This is a genomic window from Trueperella bernardiae (genome assembly GCF_030246965.1).
Taxonomy (GTDB): Bacteria; Actinomycetota; Actinomycetes; order Actinomycetales; family Actinomycetaceae; genus Trueperella; species Trueperella bernardiae.
This window is the reverse complement of record NZ_CP127099.1, coordinates 208445-224826: the sequence shown is the minus strand read 5'-3', so window position 1 is coordinate 224826 and position 16382 is coordinate 208445. Positions and strand designations below refer to the sequence as shown.

14 protein-coding genes and 2 tRNA genes are annotated in these 16382 nt (G+C 66.0%); 5 read left to right on the top strand and 11 right to left on the bottom strand.

The window, feature by feature from the left end:
• Window positions 1-215: 215 nt before the first annotated feature.
• Window positions 216-1235: an ABC transporter ATP-binding protein gene (locus tag QPC17_RS01030; protein ID WP_062614011.1), complete on the top strand. Its 1020-nt coding sequence runs from the start codon at window positions 216-218 to the stop codon at window positions 1233-1235.
• 1 nt (window position 1236) lies between these two features.
• Window positions 1237-1998 (top strand): DUF2705 family protein, encoded by a 762-nt coding sequence (locus QPC17_RS01025; protein WP_068538762.1) that lies wholly within the window; start codon window positions 1237-1239, stop codon window positions 1996-1998.
• A gap of 9 nt (window positions 1999-2007) precedes the next feature.
• On the opposite strand, the gene QPC17_RS01020 is transcribed toward QPC17_RS01025, so the two are convergent.
• Window positions 2008-2080: transfer RNA gene (locus tag QPC17_RS01020), tRNA-Leu, on the bottom strand.
• A 91-nt stretch (window positions 2081-2171) separates the two neighbouring features.
• Here QPC17_RS01020 and nhaA point away from each other — a divergent pair.
• Entirely contained in the window at window positions 2172-3500 is a 1329-nt protein-coding gene (nhaA, locus tag QPC17_RS01015; RefSeq protein ID WP_285347374.1) for a Na+/H+ antiporter NhaA, read from the top strand.
• A 78-nt stretch (window positions 3501-3578) separates the two neighbouring features.
• Here nhaA and QPC17_RS01010 read toward each other — a convergent pair whose 3' ends face one another.
• The 4 genes from QPC17_RS01010 to eno all read right to left on the bottom strand — a co-directional run bounded on the left by QPC17_RS01010 (window position 3579) and on the right by eno (window position 7439).
• Window positions 3579-4535 (bottom strand): Ppx/GppA phosphatase family protein, encoded by a 957-nt coding sequence (locus QPC17_RS01010; protein WP_068538760.1) that lies wholly within the window; start codon window positions 4533-4535, stop codon window positions 3579-3581.
• On the bottom strand, window positions 4532-5095 hold the full coding sequence (locus tag QPC17_RS01005; protein ID WP_082661218.1) for a DUF501 domain-containing protein: 564 nt from the start codon (window positions 5093-5095) through the stop codon (window positions 4532-4534). The genes QPC17_RS01010 and QPC17_RS01005 overlap by 4 nt, the downstream gene beginning before the upstream one ends.
• A 17-nt stretch (window positions 5096-5112) precedes the next feature.
• The gene (locus QPC17_RS01000) at window positions 5113-5658 is read right to left on the bottom strand and encodes an FtsB family cell division protein (RefSeq protein WP_062614008.1); all 546 of its coding nucleotides are present in this window, start codon (window positions 5656-5658) and stop codon (window positions 5113-5115) included.
• Window positions 5659-6158: 500 nt separating this feature from the next.
• On the bottom strand, window positions 6159-7439 hold the full coding sequence (eno, locus tag QPC17_RS00995; protein WP_062614007.1) for a phosphopyruvate hydratase: 1281 nt from the start codon (window positions 7437-7439) through the stop codon (window positions 6159-6161).
• A gap of 338 nt (window positions 7440-7777) precedes the next feature.
• Between eno and QPC17_RS00990 the strand changes: the two genes are divergently transcribed.
• On the top strand, window positions 7778-8059 hold the full coding sequence (locus QPC17_RS00990) for a type II toxin-antitoxin system Phd/YefM family antitoxin (protein ID WP_062614006.1): 282 nt from the start codon (window positions 7778-7780) through the stop codon (window positions 8057-8059).
• Window positions 8060-8292: 233 nt separating this feature from the next.
• Here QPC17_RS00990 and mfd read toward each other — a convergent pair whose 3' ends face one another.
• From mfd to QPC17_RS00960, 6 genes are all read right to left on the bottom strand, one after another.
• On the bottom strand, window positions 8293-11808 hold the full coding sequence (gene mfd, locus QPC17_RS00985) for a transcription-repair coupling factor (RefSeq protein WP_285347373.1): 3516 nt from the start codon (window positions 11806-11808) through the stop codon (window positions 8293-8295).
• 21 nt (window positions 11809-11829) lie between these two features.
• A complete protein-coding gene (gene pth / locus QPC17_RS00980; protein ID WP_062614004.1) occupies window positions 11830-12414 on the bottom strand; it encodes an aminoacyl-tRNA hydrolase in 585 nt (194 codons plus the stop codon).
• Between the two features lie 164 nt (window positions 12415-12578).
• Window positions 12579-13196 (bottom strand): 50S ribosomal protein L25/general stress protein Ctc, encoded by a 618-nt coding sequence (locus tag QPC17_RS00975; protein WP_062614003.1) that lies wholly within the window; start codon window positions 13194-13196, stop codon window positions 12579-12581.
• Between the two features lie 244 nt (window positions 13197-13440).
• Complete coding sequence (locus QPC17_RS00970) at window positions 13441-14424, bottom strand: ribose-phosphate diphosphokinase (protein ID WP_062614002.1); 984 nt, start codon at window positions 14422-14424, stop codon at window positions 13441-13443.
• Between the two features lie 88 nt (window positions 14425-14512).
• On the bottom strand, window positions 14513-15538 hold the full coding sequence (locus QPC17_RS00965) for an NTP transferase domain-containing protein (RefSeq protein ID WP_070445690.1): 1026 nt from the start codon (window positions 15536-15538) through the stop codon (window positions 14513-14515).
• 20 nt (window positions 15539-15558) lie between these two features.
• Window positions 15559-15629 (bottom strand) — tRNA-Gln (locus QPC17_RS00960).
• 137 nt (window positions 15630-15766) lie between these two features.
• Between QPC17_RS00960 and QPC17_RS00955 the strand changes: the two genes are divergently transcribed.
• Window positions 15767-16372 (top strand): TetR/AcrR family transcriptional regulator, encoded by a 606-nt coding sequence (locus tag QPC17_RS00955; RefSeq protein WP_068538757.1) that lies wholly within the window; start codon window positions 15767-15769, stop codon window positions 16370-16372.
• Window positions 16373-16382: the final 10 nt, after the last annotated feature.

Below are 16382 nucleotides of genomic sequence, written 5' to 3'. Positions count from 1 at the left end.
ATACTCCCGCGCTCTTTTCTCCCCAAAGAGAAACGCCCCGGCCCGCTGCCGTCCATAGCGCGAGTCCGCGCTGTAGAACGCGCGCACGACGCCGCCCGCCCCGCCGTGCGTCGTGAAAAACTGTGGATGATCCGTCCGCGGTATGACGAAATCGGGGATAGTGGACTCATACGCTAAAGGAGTCGGCACCGCAGGCGGGCCGCAGGGAGGACCAGATGATCACCGTCGAGAACCTGACGAAGGACTACGGCAAGACGCGCGCGGTTGACAACCTGTCGTTCTCCGTGCGCCCCGGCGCCGTGACCGGGTTCCTCGGGCCGAATGGCTCGGGTAAATCCACCACGATGCGCTGCATTGTCGGACTTGACCGCCCCACGTCGGGCCGGGCAATGATCGGGGGCACCGAGTATCGCAACCTCGCCTCCCCGCTCACCGCGGTCGGCGCGCTCTTGGACGGGAAGGCGTTTCACCCCGGACGAACGGCCAGGCAGCATCTGCGGGTCGTGGCGAAAACGCATGGATTCCCCCACGAGCGCGTCGACGAGGTCATTGGCTTCACCGGCCTCGAATCCGTGGCGGGCAAGAAAATCAAGGGTTTCTCGCTCGGCATGGGCCAGCGCCTCGGCATCGCAACAGCCCTGCTTGGCGACCCGCAGGTGCTTATCCTCGACGAACCGGTCAACGGTCTTGACCCCGACGGCGTGCGCTGGGTCCGCTCCACCATGCGGTCGCTTGCCGCGGAGGGCCGCAGCGTCCTCGTCTCCTCCCACCTTATGAGCGAAATGGCGCTCACGGCGGACGATCTGGTCATTATCGGCCGCGGCCGCCTCATCGACTCCGGCCCGATCTCCAAGTTCACCGAGTCGGATCGGGGCGCGCGCGTGCGGGTCTCCGGCCCGGACATGGCCACGATCCGCGGCCTGCTTACCCAGGCGGGGTGGCAGGTTTACGACGTCGCCCCGAGCCACTCCAGCCCCCGCGGCTCCTTCGAACTCCCCGGGCTCCGGCGCGAGCAGGTGGGCCACTACCTCTATCAGCACAACGTGGAGATCCACGAGCTGACCGAGATCCACTCCACCCTCGAAGACGTCTTCATGGAGCTGACCTCCGACCAGGTGCAGTTCAGCTCCGCGCGCGGTCCCTCCTCCGGTTTCGCGCCGATGTCCCCGACGCCGCCTGGCCCAGTTCCGCCGACGCCGCCCGCCCCGCCCGCGCACACCACCTGGGAGGCCTAAGATGACCATGTTTTTTGGCCGTTTCGCCGATTCCTACCGTCCCACGTTTGGGCGCTCCCTAAACTCGGAGCTGATGAAGCTCAACACTCGCTCGATTCAGGTGACCACCGCGATCGGCATCATCCTCTATGGGCTCATCATGTGGATGCTGGCCAGCTCCGAGTACGTGGAGGCCGATCCGCTGGTTGTAACGGCCGGCTGGCCGTCGATGACCATCTTTTTCATCGTCATTGGCACCGTTGCCGTCACCAGCGAGTACTCGCACAACACGATGCGGACCACCGTGCTTGCGGACCCGCGCCGGGGGCGCTCGTTCACGGCCAAGCTGACGGCGGTCACGATCGTCTCTCTCCTGCTGAGCGCCACCCTCATCGCCATCGGGTACACGCTCACCAGGATCCTCAAGGACGGGTTCAATCCGGGCGGGGAGGCCATCGCGGCCTACTCGATCTTCTGCATCATCATGGTCTCGATCGGCGTGCTCTCTACCGCGATGGGCTACCTCGTGCGCTCCACGGCCGGCGCGATCTCCATCATGATCGGCTTCATGTACCTCATTGACCTGGTCCAGATCATCCCGCAGGAGTTCTTCCGCAAGACCGTCTCCCAGCTGATCCCGAGCGCGCTCGGCTCGGTGGCCATCAGCGACCAGCCGCTTGGGGACCTCATCACGGGCCGCTGGGTGGCGCTCGCCATTTTTGTGGGATACGCGGTGGTCGGTGTCGTCGGCGCGCTCACCGCCTTCAAGAAACGGGACATCTAGACGCGGCAGTACCCCCAGTCGGATTCGAACCGACACTGAATCGATTTTAAGTCGACTGCCTCTGCCGTTGGGCTATGGGGGCCTGCAAGTAACACTACCTGTGCGATCGATGCCGCCAAAATAGGCGGAACGTTTTAGACTGGGGAGGTCAACGACACGAGGATTGGACTTATATGATCGCGCGTTACCACCAGGCCCTGAAAAACGAAACGACCGCCGGAGTCGTCCTCATTATCGGGGCGGTGCTCGCCCTGATCTGGGCGAATTTCCCGGTCCAGGGTGCGCGGAACGCGTACGATTCCCTCGCGAACACCTCCCTGTTTGAGTTGCACGGGCACGGGATGAGCCTCTCGCTCATCTCGGCCGACTTCCTGCTCGCCCTGTTCTTCTTCATCGTGGGCATGGAGCTCAAGCAGGAGTTTGTGGTCGGCTCGCTGCGCGACATCCGTAAGGCGCTGGTGCCGATCCTCGCCGCGGTGTTCGGCATGATCGGGCCGGTGCTCGTGTACGTGACCATCCAGCTGCTCTCCGCCGATCCGAACTGGAACGGCTGGGCCGTGCCGGTTGCCACCGACATCGCCTTCGCGCTCGGCGTGCTCGGCCTGTTTGGCAAGGGCCTGCCCATCGCGCTACGCACCTTCCTCATGACCCTCGCGGTGGTGGACGACCTGCTCGGCATCCTCATCATCGCGGTCTTCTTCTCCGACAACCTCAACTTCATTTACCTCGGGCTGTCGATCCTGGTGGTGGCCGCCTTCGGCACGCTCGCCCAGAAGCGCATCATCAAGTGGTACCTGCTGTGGCCGATCGGGCTGGTGGCCTGGTACTTCATGTTCTCCTCCGGCATCCACGCCACGATCGCCGGCGTGCTCATGGGCATGACCATCCCCGCCAAGAAGCTCGCCACAGAGAAGCTGCCGCTCACCGAGGAGCTCACCGAGAAGCTCGAGTTCTACTCCGCCGGCATCATCTTGCCCGTGTTCGCGTTCTTCGCGGCGGGCGTGAACGTGGTGGATTCCGGTGGCGTCATGGCGATGCTGACCGACCCGGCGGCCATGGGCATCTACCTCGGCCTGCCGCTGGGCAAGATGATCGGCATCACCGGCGGCGTGGCACTCATGGTGTACGTATTCAAACTCCAGCTGGGCAAGAACCTCTACATGGGCGACGTGAACGCGATGGCGTTCATCGCCGGCATCGGCTTCACCGTGTCGCTGCTGATCGCCACCCTGTCCTTCCCCGGTCACGACCCGGCCGGCCCGCACGCCCGCGTGGCCGTGCTGCTCGGCACCCTCATCTCGCTCGTGGTCGGCGCGTTCTTCCTGCGCGGGCGTGCCAAGTGGCACCGCCACCACGCCCCGGTCTACGACTACGAGCACATGACCGAAAACCGCGCCACCCTGGAGCGCCACGAGGTGCTCGCCGACGACACGATCGAAGAGTCCTGGGGCGAGGTCCCCGGCGGCGAACCCGAGGTCGGGCCCGGCCACTACGACCGCTAGTCCGGCCAGTCCGGCCGCTGGGCCGGCGACGACCGCTCATCCAGCGGCCCGGGTGCTATGGTGCCCGGGCCGCTCGCGTTACAAGTGTGGAGGGTTGGGTTCGCGTGCGGCCCAGAGCGCCATCCCGTCAAGGATGTCGTGCTCGGAGGTCACCGCACTCGTCAGCGCCGTCGTGTTCTCCGTTTCGCGCTCGAGGCGGCGGATGATCTCCTGCCACACGAGCGATCCGGCGCCGATCACATCCACGCGCCCCGGGTGCATGAATCCGCGGGCCGCGCGCTCCTCGACGCTGGCGTGGATGAACCACTCGCACGCCTCGTCGATCTCCGCAAAGGGCAGGCGGGTGGCGTGGATGCGCTCGGGGTCGTAGACGTCGAGGTCAAGCGCCTTCGCCGTCACGGTCGTAATCGTGCCAGCCAGCCCGATGAGCGTGCGGGCCGCAGAGAAGTCGATGCCAGTGGCGTCCATTGCCGCGCGCACGTCGGCCCGCGCGGCCTCGATGCCCGCCTCCCCCGAATCCTTGAGGTGGCGCTCGTAAATCCGCACGCACCCCACGTCCATCGAGGCTGCGCCCAGCACGATGCCGTCGCTCCGGCCGAGCACGAACTCGGTGGACCCGCCGCCCAGGTCAACGGTGAGGAGCGGGTCATCGGCCGAGGCCAGCGCCGAGATCGCCCCCGTAAAGGACGCCCGCGCCTCCTCCTCGCCCGTCAGCACCTGGAGGTCAATGCCGAGACGCTCCCGGACGCCGTCGACGAACAACTGCCGGTTGGCAGCATCGCGCGTGGCGGACGTGGCCGCGAACCGGATCGACTCCACCCCGTGCTCGCGGCACTGTGCCGCGTAGTCATCCACGAACGTGAGCGTGCGGGCCAGGGCCTCCGGGTCAAAGCGCCCGGTCCGATCCACGCCCTGCCCCAGACGCGAGACCTCCATCCGGCGCACGACGTCGATCAGCTCGCCAGCCGCGGCGTCGACGTCGGCGATCAACAGCCGGATCGAGTTCGTGCCGCAATCAATTCCGGCAACCCTCATTCCGCGCCCTCCTCAGCCGGATCCTGGCAGTGGCACACGGCGGTGTCCCAACCGACGAGGGCCAGGGCGTCGTCGCCAGCAGGGCACACCCCGGGGCCCACCGCGAGCGCGTAGCCCGCCAGCGCGTGCAGGCATTTGACGCGGTCCGGCATGCCGCCAGCCGAACGGTCCGCCAGGTGTTCCACGTCCTCCAGCAGGTTGCGCCGCTCAATGTAGGAGACGTGGGCGCGCTCGTGGGCGGCGCGGTAATCGGGGTCGTTCGCGAGGCGCTCGTTGAACGCCTCCATCTGCCCCGACGACTCGGCGCGCGAAATACGCTTCACCAACGCCGGCAGCGAGAGGTAGAAGAGCGTGGGGAACGGGGTCCCGTCGGGCAGGCGCGGATACGTGATCGTCACCGCGGGATTACCGCATGCGCACCGCGCCCCGATCCCCACCAGCCCACGCGGGTGCCGGCCGAGCTGCTCGGTCAACACCTCGACGTCGGTATCACGGATCGGGCTCGCATTCGCGGCAATCTGGCGCAGAATCTCAGGGGTAACCTGGGGCGTTTCATTCATAGCCCTAAGCCTACCTGCTAGCCTTCGCCCTCCTCATCGGCGGGCGGGGTCGTGGATGTCTCATCCTCGACCGGAGCCGTGTCGGTGGGGGTGGTGTCCTGCTCCGGCGTCGTTCCAATGAGCGGAATGTTCGACGGGTTGACCACCTCGCCCGCCGCGCCCGCGATCTGGATCGAATCCCACATCGTCTGGTAGAACGGCGTGGCCTGCCGGCGCCGATCGTTGACTTCCTTCGTCCGCTCCGCCCGGATCTCCTCCGGGGTGCCCTTCTCCGGGTCCGAGACGAGGTAGAGAGTCTCCCCTGGCATCACGTAGCCGAGCCGCTCGCGGGCCTGGGAGCGCACGAAGTCGTCATCCTGCCACCGCGCCAGCTCCTGCTCGAGCACCTCTACGCGGGCCGTGGTCTCCTGCAGCTGGCTCAGCAGCTCGCGCTTCTCCTGCTGCTGATTCAGGTACTGGTTGAGCGGACTCGCCACAATAATGATCCCCACCAGCGCGAACAGTGCCACCGCGAGCATGCGTACCGAAAACTGGCGGGTGCGTTCCCCCGACGAAAACCGCACGTTGAACTTCTTCGCGAAACGATCCTGGGATCCGCGGGAGCCGCCGGGGCGGTTGCTACCGGACCGGGAGCTGGTTCGCGTGTTCGTGGTTCGGGTGCCGGTTCGCGTGCTGTTGGCGCGAGTACCGTCGGCCCGAGTCGAAGTGCCTGCCTCGTTCTTCCCCGCCCGCCGGGCACCCTTTCCCGACGACGTCGGCTTGCGCGTCTCCGGCCCCGACGACGCACTCTGGCGGCGCTGAGGGTCCTGGTTTCGCAGGTCCTCGCTATGGCGGCGGCGAGCCGCAGATGCCGCGGAATTCCGGGTAGGCCGGCGGCCGCCCTGGCCCCGGGCGGACGATGGTGGACGCCGCGAACTCATGGCTCCCAGTCTAGGGCCCGTCCGTCGTCAACCGGGAAAGGCCGATGGGCGCGCCACAGTCAGGCGCGTCTCAGCACGCTGGCGCAACAAAAGGGGTCCGGGGTCGGTTTCCCAACCCCGGACCCCTTTTTCAGGCTATGAACTTAAGCCTTGAAGCGCGGGAACGCGGAACGGCCGGCGTAGACGGCCGCGTCGTCGAGCTCCTCCTCGATGCGCAGGAGCTGGTTGTACTTGTTGACGCGCTCGCCACGAGCCGGAGCACCGGTCTTGATCTGGCCGGAGTTGGTGGCAACGGCGAGGTCGGCAATCGTGGTGTCCTCGGTCTCACCGGAGCGGTGCGAGGTCATCGACTTGTAGCCGGCGCGGTGGGCCATCTCCACGGCCTCGAGGGTCTCGGTGAGGGTACCAATCTGGTTCACCTTCACGAGCAGGGCGTTCGCCACATCCATCTCGATGCCCTTGGCGAGGCGCTCCGGGTTGGTGACGAAGAGGTCATCGCCGACGAGCTGGACGCGGTCACCGATACGCTCGGTGAGGGCCTTCCAATCCTCCCACTCGTCCTCCGAGAGCGGATCCTCAATGGAGACGATCGGGTAGTCGGTGATGAGCTTCTCGTAGTAGTCCACCATGTAAGCGGTATCCTTCTCGCCACCCTCGAACATGTACTTGCCATCCTTGAAGAACTCGGTGGAGGCAACGTCAAGTGCGAGAGCGACGTCGGCGCCCGGCTTGTAGCCAGCGCGCTCGATGGCCTCAACGATCAGATCGAGGGCCGCAGCGTTGGTCTCAAGGTTCGGGGCGAAGCCGCCCTCGTCACCCAGGCCGGTGGACAGGCCGCGCTCCTTGAGCACCGCCTTCAGCTCGTGGTAGACCTCGGCGCCCATGCGCAGGGCTTCCTTGAAGGTCGGAGCACCGATCGGGGCGATCATGAACTCCTGGATGTCAACGTTGGAATCGGCGTGCGAGCCACCGTTGAGGATGTTCATCATCGGGACGGGCAGAACGTGGGCGTTCGGGCCACCAAGGTAGGAGAAGAGCGAGAGGCCAGCGGACTCAGCGGAAGCCTTCGCCACAGCGAGCGAAACGCCGAGGATGCCGTTGGCACCCAGCTTGCCCTTGTTCGGGGTGCCATCGAGGTCACGCAGGATCTGGTCAATGTAGCGCTGCTCGGAGGCGTCGAGGCCGATGAGCTCCTCTTCCATCTCCTCGATCACGTTGGCAACAGCCTTCAAGGTGCCCTTGCCGCCGTAGCGGGCCTTGTCGCCATCACGAAGCTCAACCGCCTCGAAGGCGCCGGTCGATGCGCCGGACGGAACGCCAGCGCGGCCGTAGTGGCCGTCATCCAGCAGGACCTCAACCTCAACGGTGGGGTTGCCGCGCGAATCAAGAATCTCACGAGCGTGAACGGCTTCAATGTTTGCCACAAGAACTCCTTCTATAGGGTTACTTTCGGTACCGCAGCGGGACTGCACTACCTCCACCCACTATTGTCCTACGAATCACCGACAAAAGACACCGCCCCGCCCAGATCTCCCAACTTTTCATCTCCTGGGGCAATCCCTTGCTGTGACGCGACGCACGCGCGGGCGTCTTTCGTCCCGACTCCGCGCGGACTCGCCCCGCCCCGAGATCACCCACGCTCTCCCGGCACCCTTCTCACACCCGCTCCCGCCTACGGACCCGCCACCACTCAGGCCCTTGTCCCAGATCAGGCAAGTAGGACATACTATAGCTACAAACAATAGGACCGAGGTGGTGCACGATGCTGATCGATAGCGACGCTCTAGTCTCCATGCGCGACGCGAACCAGAACTTTTCCAAGGTCGCCAGACTGACCGACATCAAGGGGCAAGTGGTGATCCTCAAGAACAACAAACCCCATTTCATCTTGATGAAGTTCGACGACGCCGAGGCCTACCAGGCAGACCAGGCTCAACCTGAGGTTGCCGAGGATGTCCCGGATGAGCTCGTCATGCACATGGCAAAGCAGTTTGCCGACCGGTACAACCGTGCTCTGACAGAACTCTGGAGGGCATCACCCTGACGGCAACAAATGACGAGCTCATCGAGTTCGGCCTGACGGTCGCGAAGTGAGCCGACCTCCAATACATCACCCGGTGGTTGCTCGACCACACCATTGAGGAAGAGCACCCTACAAGCTGACAGCCAGACAAGAACCCTCGCAGGGTTTCCGGTGGCGGCGCCTGACAACCCGGCCCCATGCAGCCAGGCCCCGCACCCCACGCCAGCCGGCCCCACTGCCGCCCCGCGCCCGGCCTAACTGCCGATGCTCGCCAGCATCACCGAGTCGACCACCTGCTCCACGAATTGCACCACGGCGTCGCCCTCGATGACCTTTGCCGCGCCAAGCCGCCGCTCGTTCTCCACGGGCAGGGGCACAAGTAGCGTCCGGATGGCGGGCTTGGCGATCGCCTTCGGGTAGAGACGGCGCAGCCGCGCGTGGCGCGAATCGGGTAGCACCACGGGCGCGAAGCGCACGTTATTGCCCTGCATGACGATCTCCTCGATCCCCACGGACCGCACCTTCTCCCTCAGCTGGGCCAGCGTGAAGAGCCGCTCCACCTCCACGGGCACGGAGCCGTACCGGTCCACGAGTTCCTGGTGGATGTCGGCCCGTTGCGCCTCGGTCGTCGACGCGGCGATCTTCGTGTAGATCTCCAGCCGCAGCCGCTCGGACGTCACCCACGATTCGGGCACGTAGGCGTCCACCGGCAACTCGATGCGGGTTTCGGCGGCCTTCTCTGCCTCGGTGCGGGTGTCGCGCCCGGTCATCCCCGCCACGGCCTCGGAAACCATGCGGATGTACAGGTCAAAGCCAACCCCGGCGATGTGTCCGGACTGCTCCCCGCCCAGCAGGTTGCCGGCGCCGCGGATCTCCAGGTCCTTGAGCGCCACCTGGAAGCCGGCGCCGAGCTCGGTGTGAGCGGCGATGGTGCGCAGCCGCTCGATCGCGGTCTCGGTCATGGACCCGTCTCGCGGGTAGAGGAAGTAGGCGTATGCGCGCTCGCGCCCGCGCCCCACACGCCCGCGCAACTGGTGGAGCTGCGAAAGCCCGAGCTTGTGGGCATTTTCCACGATCAGCGTGTTGGCGTTCGAGATGTCGAGCCCGGTTTCCACGATCGTGGTACACACGAGCACGTCGATGTCCTTGTCCCAAAACTCTTGGATCACGGCCTCGAGTTGGTTCTCGCTCATTTTTCCGTGCGCGACGCCGATCCGCGCGTCGGGCACCAGTTCGGACAGGTGGGTCGCCACCCGGTTGATGGATTCGGTACGGTTGTGGACGTAGAAGACCTGCCCGTCGCGCAGGAGCTCGCGTTTGATGGCCGCCGCGATCTGCTGGTCCTCGTGCGCGCCCACATACGTGAGAATGGGGTGGCGCTCCTCGGGCGGGGTGGCAAGCGTGGACATCTGCCTCAGCCCCGTCACCGCCATTTCGAGCGTACGCGGGATCGGGGTGGCCGACATCGACAGCACGTCCACCGTGGGGTACATCTGCTTGAGGGTCTCCTTGTGCTCGACACCGAAGCGCTGCTCCTCGTCGATGATCACGAGCCCCAGGTCTTTGAACCGCACGTCGCCGGTGATGAGGCGGTGGGTTCCGATCATGACGTCGATCTCCCCGCGTCGCACCCCGTCCTTGACGTCCTCCGACTCCTTGTCCGTCTGGAAACGTGACAGGCCCGCCACTTTGACGGGAAATCCGGCGTAGCGCTCCTGGAAGGTCTCGAGGTGCTGCTGCACAAGCAGGGTGGTGGGCGCGAGGACCGCCACCTGCTTACCGTCCTGCACGGCCTTGAACGCGGCCCGGACGGCGATCTCGGTCTTGCCGTAGCCGACGTCGCCGGAGATGAGGCGGTCCATCGGCTCGGGTGCCTCCATGTCGCGCTTGACCTCTTCGATGGTGGAGAGCTGGTCCGGCGTCTCCACAAATTCGAAGGCGTCCTCCAGCTCGTGTTGCCACGGGGTGTCGGGGGCGAAGGCGTGGCCTTTGGTGGCCCGTCGCTGGGCGTAGAGCCGCACGAGCTCCTTCGCGATCTGCTTGACCGCGGCCCGCGCCTTTGACTTCGTCTTTTCCCAGTCAGCCCCGCCCATCTTGTTGAGGGTGGGCGCGTCGCCGCCGGCGTACTTCGAGATCTGGTCGAGCTGGTCGGTAGGCACCCACAGCTGGTCGCGTGCCTGCCCGCGCTTGGACGGCGCGTATTCAAGCACCACGTATTCGCGCTGTGTCCCGTTCGGCCCGCCCAGTTTGCGCTTGGCGAGCTGGACGAATTGCGCGACGCCGTGGCGCGCGTGCACCACGTAGTCGCCCGGCTTGAGCTGCAGAGGGTCGACAGCGTTCTTGCGCCGCTTCGGCATCTGCCGCTGTTGGGCCGACCTCGAGCGCTTGCGCCCGATGAGCTCACTCGCACCCAGCAGGGCGAACTTTTCGGCGTCGGCGATGAACCCGGACTGGACGGGCGCGGTAACGATCTCGACGACCCCGGGCCGCACCTCGCCCAGGTCCTCGGAGAAGCGGGCGGGCACGTCGGCGTCGGAAAGCTGTTCGACCAGGCGGCGCCCCAAACCCGCGCCCTCGACCGCCACAACGATCCGCCACTGCTGGCGGGCCTTGTGGCCGAGCTCGCGAAGGGCGGCGTCGACGTCGCCGGCGAAGTTGCGTGGCTCGCGCAGGGGCAGCTGAACGGTGTCCTCGCCTGCGAACCCGCCGAGCCTCCACCAGCCCAGGCCGAGCTCGCGCGCATGGGCGCGCACGTCCGGGATCTCAAGGAAGGACGCCTTCGATACCGAGATCGGGATCTCGCCGCCGGCCGCCGCCGAGGACCACGCCGCCGCCAGGAACTCCTCCGTGGTCTCCTGAAGGGACTGCGCGCGGGCCTCGATCCGCTCCGGCTCAATCATGATGATCCGCGCGGTGGCGGGCAGCTCGTCGACGAACGGGTGCATCTGCTCCACCAGCACCGGCTGTAGCGACTCCATGCCCTCCACCGCGATCCCGTTCGCGATCCTGTCGAGCATGTCCACCGCGCCCGGCAGCTCCGTGAGGGCCTGGGCGGCACGCGAGCGAACGTCGTCGTTGAGCAGCATTTCCCGGCACGGCGGGGCGTACAGGTGCCCGACGTCGTCCAGTGAACGCTGGTCGGCTACGGCGAAGGAGCGGATCTCGTCCACCTCATCGCCGAAGAATTCGATTCGCAACGGGGAGTCGGAGGTGGGCGGAAAGACGTCGATGATCCCGCCGCGCACGGCGAACTGCCCGCGCACCTCGATCATGTCCACCCGCTCGTAGGCGGCAGCGACCAGGCGTTCTTGCAGGTCATCGAAGTCGACGACGTCGCCCACGGCCAGCCGCACCGGCGCCAGTTCGCCCAGCCCAGCCGCGATCGGCTGGAGGAAGGCACGGATCGGCACGAGTAGCACGCGCAGCTCGGGGAAGTCTTCGGGGTGAGCAAGGCGGCGCAGGGTGGTCAGGCGCTCGGCCACCGTGTCCGAGCGGGGCGAAAGGCGCTCGTGCGGGAGGGTTTCCCACGCGGGGAAAATCGCCATCTTCTCGGCCGGGACGTAGGCGCGCAGGGCGTCGCGCAGGTCCTCGGCTTCGCGTCCCGACGCCGTCACCGCCACCTGTAGCCGACCGTCCCCCGAGGCCAGGAGCTCAGCGATCGCTGGGGCGAAGGCGCCACGCGGCATACCGAAGTCGGCGAAGCGGGAGTTCGCGCGCGAGGACAGCGTGTCCTGGTCGGCGAGGATTGAAAGAACGGGGCGCAGATCCATGAGGTCCTTAAAGCTACCGGGTTACTTGGTGTGAAGGCGCATGGTGGCCTTGTCCAGGCCAAGGAGGAGGACGTCTTCGACAGCGTCGGCCGCGAGCGCAATGAGCAGGTCGACCTCCTTGTCCTCCTTCGAGGAGAAGGGGGAGAGCACGAAGTCGGCCGGATCCTGGCGGCCCGGCGGGCGGCCCACGCCGAAACGGAGGCGGATGTAGTCCTGCGTGCCGAGCGACTGCGTGATCGACTTGAGGCCATTGTGGCCGCCAGACCCACCGCCGCGCTTGAGTTTGAGCTGGCCGAAGGGCAGGTCAAGCTCGTCGTGAACAACGATCAGGTCCTCCGGGGCTACCTTGTAGTACTTGAGCAGCGAGCTGACCGGCCCGCCCGAGGTGTTCATGTAGCCGTTGGAGACGCCGAGCACCACCGGCTCCCCCGGCTGACCAGGGCCGATGCCGATCCGTACCGACGCCGCCCGCGTGTTCGACTGCTTGTGCATCGACAGCGACGAACCCGCCCTGCGAGCCAGCTCGTGGATCACGTGCTGGCCGATGTTGTGGCGCGTGGCTTCATACTTGGGCCCCGGGTTGCCTAGGCCAATGACTGCAAACATTTTCCCTCCACCGAAACTTTACCAACGATGCCCGCCCCCGATCTATCGGGCGGCCGGCGCACTGCCAGAAAGTCGCTTGTGCACTGCCAGAAAGCCGCCGGAAAATGGGGCAGGGCTCGCCCCACGGGCGAGCCCTGCGCAAGATTGGCTGATGTGCGCCTTGCTTACTCGGCGTCCTCGGCCGGAGCCTCCTCAGCCGGAGCCTCGGCGGCGTCGCCTTCCTCGGCCTCGGGCAGCGCCTCAACCTGCGGAACGGCCACAACCACCACGACCTCGTCCTCCGGCAGGTCGGTGGTGACGTCGGTCGGGAACTTCACGTCGGCGATGGTGATGTTGGTGCCATCTTCCACGCCCTCGACGTCAATGACAATCGCCTCGGGGATCTCCTGGACCGGGACCTCGACCGGCAGGACCATAAGCTCGATGGTTGCGATCGCGTCGCCCATGGGCTCGCCCTCAACGACGACCGGAACTTCAACGGCCACCTTCTCGCCGGCCTTCACGCGCAGCAGATCGAGGTGCTCGATGTTGCGGGTGAGCGGGTTGCGCTGCACGTCCTTGACCATGACCAGTTGCTCGACGTCGTCTGACTTGAGGGTGAGCAGCGCGTTGGGGTTGCCGCGGACCATGAGGAACGCGTCGTGGTAGTCGACAACGTAGTGCTTGGGCTCAGCGCCGTGGCCGTAGACGACGACGGGCAGGCCGCCCTCCCGGCGGATGCGGCGCGACGCGCCCTTACCGAACTCAGTACGCTCGGCGATCTGAAGAATCTGCTTTTCCATGTCTATCTCCTGTTCTACTAGGCTCACGCGCTGTGAGCGGATGGCCCCGATACGGAGGCTACGCCAGGCATAGACACCGCGTCGATAACGGAAGCACGCGCTTCCCTCGCCGAGGCAACCCCATTATCCTACCGTCCGCCTTGCCGATTCCGGAAACAGGTGGGGGAATTTCACAGCGCACGACGCCGCCCGCGGGCCCGCGCCCAACACCAGACTTGCGCCGAGCACCCGCCCGCGTCCCACGCTAGGCGTGAGCGCCGTCAAACAGACTGGTGACCGAACCGTCGTTGAAGACCTCCTGGATGGCGCGGGCCAGGACCGGCGCGATCGGCAGGATGGTCAGCTGTGGGAAGCGCTTCTCCACGGGGATGGGTAGCGTGTCGGTGAGGATCACCTCGCGCACGCCGCAGTCCGCCAGGCGCTGGGCGGCCGGGTCGGAGAGCACGCCGTGGGTGGCGGCGATGATGACGTCCTTAGCGCCGGCCTCGAGTACCACGCGCACGGCCCCCGCGATGGTGCCGGCGGTGTCAATGAGGTCGTCCACGATGACGGCGGTGCGGCCCACCACGTCACCCACCACGCGGTTCGCGGTGGCCTGGTTGGGGCGGGTGATGTCGCGGGTCTTGTGCACGAAGGCGAGCGGGACGCCGCCGAGGCGCTCGCCCCACTGCTCGGCAACCTTGATGCGCCCGGCGTCAGGAGAGACGATGACGGACTCGTGCGGCTCGATGCGGGTGCGCACGTAGTTCACCAGCGTGGGCATGGCCCACAGGTGGTCCACCGGCCCGTCGAAGAAGCCCTGGGACTGGGCGGCGTGTAGGTCCACCGACATGATGCGGTCCGCGCCGGCCGTCTTGAACAGGTCCGCCATGAGACGGGCCGAGATCGGCTCGCGGCCCTTGTGCTTCTTGTCCTGGCGGGCGTAGGGGTAAGAGGGCACGACCACCGTGATGCGCTTGGCCGAGGCTCGCTTTGCGGCGTCGACCATAATGAGGGTCTCCATGATCCACTTGTTGACCGGGACCGTGATGGACTGGAGGACGAACACGTCCGAGCCGCGCAGCGATTCGTCGAATCGCACGTAGATTTCGGAGTTTGCGAAATCGTAGGCGGTGACGGGCAGGAGGTCGATTCCGAGTTCGTCAGCCACCGCCTTCGCCAGCTCGGGGTGAGCGCGCCCGCTCGCCAGAACCAGATGCTTCGCGCCGCTGGCGTGAATTCCCGTCATTCCACTTCCCTTTTCTTCGGCCGCGTCCGCGGTGCCTGAGTGATACTTCCCACCCTACCCCGCGTCAGTGGGGCCCGGTGGGCCCTTCTTACTTGTTGGTGTTACGCGTGCTGAATGGCGAGACTACCTCGCCGGGTGCGATCTTTGTGCCGACGACGACCGCGTGGGCCACAACCGCCCTCTCCCCCACGTCCACCGAGTCAAGTTCGGTGTTCGGACCGACGACGGCGAATGCGGCCACTCGCGTGGTCCCGCGCAGGACGGTGCCGGGCTGGACGATCGAGTCGGGTTCGAGGCGGACATCGACGTCGACGTGGGTGGTGGCCGGGTCGACGATGTGGACGCCGGTGCGCATCCAGGCTTCCTGAATGCGGCGGTTCTTCTCCGCGCGCAGGGAGGCGAGCTGGACCAGGTCGTTGACGCCCTCGGCCTGGACGGAATCCTCCAGGACGAAGGAACCGACGCCCGCGCCGAGCTGGTGAGCCCGGGCGACGACGTCGGTCAGGTACATCTCCCCCTGGGAGTTGTTCGTGTCGAGCGTGTCGAGGGATTCGCGCAGGAAGGCGATGTCGAAGACGTAGGTGGAGGTGCCGATCTCGCGAATCTTGAGCTGTTCGGGCGTGGCGTCCTTATGCTCGACGATCCCGATCACTCCCCCAGCTTCATCGCGCATGATGCGGCCGTAGCCGGTGGCGTCCTCGACCACCGTGGAAAGCACGGTGACGGCGTTGGAGCCTGCGCGGTGAACACGGGCGAGCTCGGCGAGCGTGTCCGCGGTGAACATCGGCGAGTCGCCCGCCATGATGAGCACCGAACCCTCGAGGTTGGCCGGCAGGCCCTGGAGTCCACACCACGCGGCGCGTCCGGTGCCCTTGATGTCGTCCTGATCGACAATCGTGGCGCCCGGGTTGATCTGGGAGATGTGGGCGGCAACCTGCTCGCGCTCGTGGCGCACCACGAAAACGATGTGCTGGGCGCCAGCCCCGACGACGGCGTCGTTGGCATGCCCCACCAAAGAGCGGCCGTTCATCGGTAGAAGTACCTTGGGGATCGAGGACTTGATGCGGGTGCCCTTGCCAGCTGCAAGGACGATCGCTGCGGTGAGTTCGGCCATGATTCCTCCTGGGGTCAGCGCTCCGCCACTAGGATTCGAACCTAGACAAAGGGTTCCAAAGACCCGTGTGCTGCCATTACACCATGGCGGAATTCCCTACCATTGTGCCAGTTTCCGCCCCGTGTTTTCCAATCAAGCCGGGGTGGTCTTAGCAATGTCGGTGGCATTTGAGATAATGGGAACATGACAACTGAGCCCACCGCAGATCCTCGGCCAAAGCGTTCACGGATGTCGCGTATTCAACGGCGCGAACAGCTGATCGGCATCGGCCGCCATCTGTTTGCCGCCCACGGCTTTGACGCCGTGTCAGTGGAGGAGATTGCCACCGCGGCCGGCGTATCCAAGCCGGTCATCTACGAGCACTTCGGCGGCAAGGAAGGCCTGTACCAAGTGATCGTGGACCGGGAGACCACGGCACTGTACGAGCTGCTACAAGAAAAGGTCCGCCCGGCACTCGCCCCGCGCGAGGCGCTCGAAGGCTCGATCCTGGCGATGCTCGACTACATCGAGGTCAACCCGGATGGCTTCGGGCTGCTGGTCCACCAGTCGCCGCAGGCGATTGCGGGCGCGCAGTTCTCCACGATCATGTCCGACATGGGCGAATACCTCACGGAGCTGCTGGCCGCCTACTTCGACCACCTGGGCTTCGACGTGGAAACGGCGCCGCTGTACGCCCAGATGCTGGCTGGCGCGGTGGGCACGATGGGCCAGATCTGGGCCAATGACAAGGCGCCGGAGAAGGAGGTCCTCGCCGCCCACCTGGTCAACCTCATGTGGAACGGGCTGCGCGGGCTGGAGCACGAACCGACCCTGGAGCTTTCGGGGCGCGAGTAAGTAGCGCGAT

What these genes read in the sequence shown, in the direction of transcription:
- QPC17_RS01030 (WP_062614011.1), top strand. Translation starts at nt 216, where the DNA reads ATGATCACCGTCGAGAACCTGACGAAGGACTACGGCAAGACGCGCGCG.
- QPC17_RS01025 (WP_068538762.1), top strand. Translation starts at nt 1,237, where the DNA reads ATGACCATGTTTTTTGGCCGTTTCGCCGATTCCTACCGTCCCACGTTT.
- nhaA (WP_285347374.1), top strand. Translation starts at nt 2,172, where the DNA reads ATGATCGCGCGTTACCACCAGGCCCTGAAAAACGAAACGACCGCCGGA.
- QPC17_RS01010 (WP_068538760.1), bottom strand. Translation starts at nt 4,535, where the DNA reads ATGAGGGTTGCCGGAATTGATTGCGGCACGAACTCGATCCGGCTGTTG.
- QPC17_RS01005 (WP_082661218.1), bottom strand. Translation starts at nt 5,095, where the DNA reads ATGAATGAAACGCCCCAGGTTACCCCTGAGATTCTGCGCCAGATTGCC.
- QPC17_RS00990 (WP_062614006.1), top strand. Translation starts at nt 7,778, where the DNA reads ATGCTGATCGATAGCGACGCTCTAGTCTCCATGCGCGACGCGAACCAG.
- mfd (WP_285347373.1), bottom strand. Translation starts at nt 11,808, where the DNA reads ATGGATCTGCGCCCCGTTCTTTCAATCCTCGCCGACCAGGACACGCTG.
- pth (WP_062614004.1), bottom strand. Translation starts at nt 12,414, where the DNA reads ATGTTTGCAGTCATTGGCCTAGGCAACCCGGGGCCCAAGTATGAAGCC.
- QPC17_RS00975 (WP_062614003.1), bottom strand. Translation starts at nt 13,196, where the DNA reads ATGGAAAAGCAGATTCTTCAGATCGCCGAGCGTACTGAGTTCGGTAAG.
- QPC17_RS00970 (WP_062614002.1), bottom strand. Translation starts at nt 14,424, where the DNA reads ATGACGGGAATTCACGCCAGCGGCGCGAAGCATCTGGTTCTGGCGAGC.
- QPC17_RS00965 (WP_070445690.1), bottom strand. Translation starts at nt 15,538, where the DNA reads ATGGCCGAACTCACCGCAGCGATCGTCCTTGCAGCTGGCAAGGGCACC.
- QPC17_RS00955 (WP_068538757.1), top strand. Translation starts at nt 15,767, where the DNA reads ATGTCGCGTATTCAACGGCGCGAACAGCTGATCGGCATCGGCCGCCAT.